Genomic DNA, 1454 nt, shown 5'->3' with positions numbered 1-1454 from the left:
GGCGCCATCGGGGCGACCGCGCCGAAGACGGCGGTCCCGCTCGGTGCCCGGTCCCGGTCGTCGAAGCGGCCCTCGTGGCCCTGGTCGAACCGGTTGTCCGGGCCCTGGTCGAACCGGCTCTCGGTGCCCTGGTCGAACCGGTTGTCCTGACCCTGGTCGAAGCGCGGGTCCGGTCCTTGGCCGAAGCGCGGGTCCGGTCCCTGCTCGAAGCGCGGATCCGGTCCCTGGCCGAAGCGCGGGTCCGGCCCCTGGTCGAAGCTGGGCGCCGGCGCGTGGTCCGGCCGGTGTCCGCGCGGGTCCTCCTGCTCCGGCTCGTCCGCCGGCTCAGGGCGGGCCGGTCGGCCGTACACCCGAGGCTGCGGCGCGGGCGCACCGCCCGGTCGCAGGGCCTGGTCGGTCGGCGGCAGCACCCGGCTGGCCAGCGGCACCGAGGCGCTCGCCGAGACGCTGCCGGCGGCCGGCTCGGCACCCTCCGGCGACGGTACGGCCGCCCGCCCGCCCACCTCCGGCGAGGTGCGCGGCGCGGGGACCGCAGGACCGGCGGGCGACTGCGGCTCGTCGTGCCGGGAGCCGGCCTGGGCCCAACCCGGCTGCTCCTGCTCGTACGCCGGCAGGCCGCCGTCCCGGCCGGGCTGCTCGGGGGCGAACTGGGCCGGCGGCGCGTAGTCGACGGGCGGGGCGGAGGCCAGGCTGGCGCCGGGCACCCGCTGCTCCTGCGGCGGCAGCGGCACGGCGTTGGCCGGCGAGATGCCGGGCCCCGGTGCGGGCTGGTAGATCGGGGGTTCCTCGGCCCGCTCCGGCTCCCAGCCGTTGCCGGCCCGGCCCGGGGCGGGCTCGCCCGCCTCCGCGCGGCCCCACACCTCGTCCGCCGACCACGGCTCGACGTCCGGTACGGCCGGGCGCTCGGCGGCGTTGCCGGCCCACTGCGGCGGGTTCTCCGCAGCGGGACCCCACGGCTTCGGACCGCCGTCGCCGGGTACCGGGACGGAGGCGCGGCCGGGCGGGGTGGAGGTGGGCTGCGGGGCACCCCAGCCGTTCGCGTCCCGGTCGTCGGACTGCGAGGGTACGGACGCGGCACCCCGTGGGGAGCGCTCGTCCCGGGCCGGCCACTCGCCGCCCTGGGGCTGGTCGTCCCGGGGCGCGTCGTCGCGGGAGGCGGCCCAGGTGCCACCCGGAGGCTGCTCCGCACCGGCGTCCCAGCCGGGCTGCTCGCCCTGCTGCTGCTCGGTGCCGGACCAGCCGCCGGAGCGGTTGGGGTCGTCCTGCTGCTGTCCGGGGTTCCAGCCGTTGGCGGGGTCCCGAGCCGGAAGGCCTGACGATTCTTAGCGCCAGCTCGCCTACGGCGACCAACGCCGCCTGGAGATCGCCGTCGCGCTCGCCGACGGGCCCCGGCTACTGCTGCTCGACGAACCCTCCGCCGGCCTCGCCACCGACGAGATCACCCGCCTCGCGGA

2 pseudogenes are annotated in these 1454 nt (G+C 78.9%); one reads left to right on the top strand and one right to left on the bottom strand.

From position 1 onward, the window contains the following. Positions 1-860 (bottom strand): annotated as a pseudogene (locus tag F6X68_RS32605) (hypothetical protein); the annotation flags it as partial. Between the two features lie 469 nt (positions 861-1329). Between F6X68_RS32605 and F6X68_RS32600 the strand changes: the two are divergent. Beyond that, positions 1330-1454, top strand: a pseudogene (locus tag F6X68_RS32600) (ATP-binding cassette domain-containing protein); the annotation flags it as partial.

The organism is Micromonospora sp. AMSO12t (assembly GCF_008806585.1).
In the GTDB taxonomy this organism is placed as follows: domain Bacteria; phylum Actinomycetota; class Actinomycetes; order Mycobacteriales; family Micromonosporaceae; genus Micromonospora; species Micromonospora reichwaldensis.
Note: the sequence above shows the minus strand (reverse complement) of the source record. Positions and strands in the feature narration are given on the sequence as shown.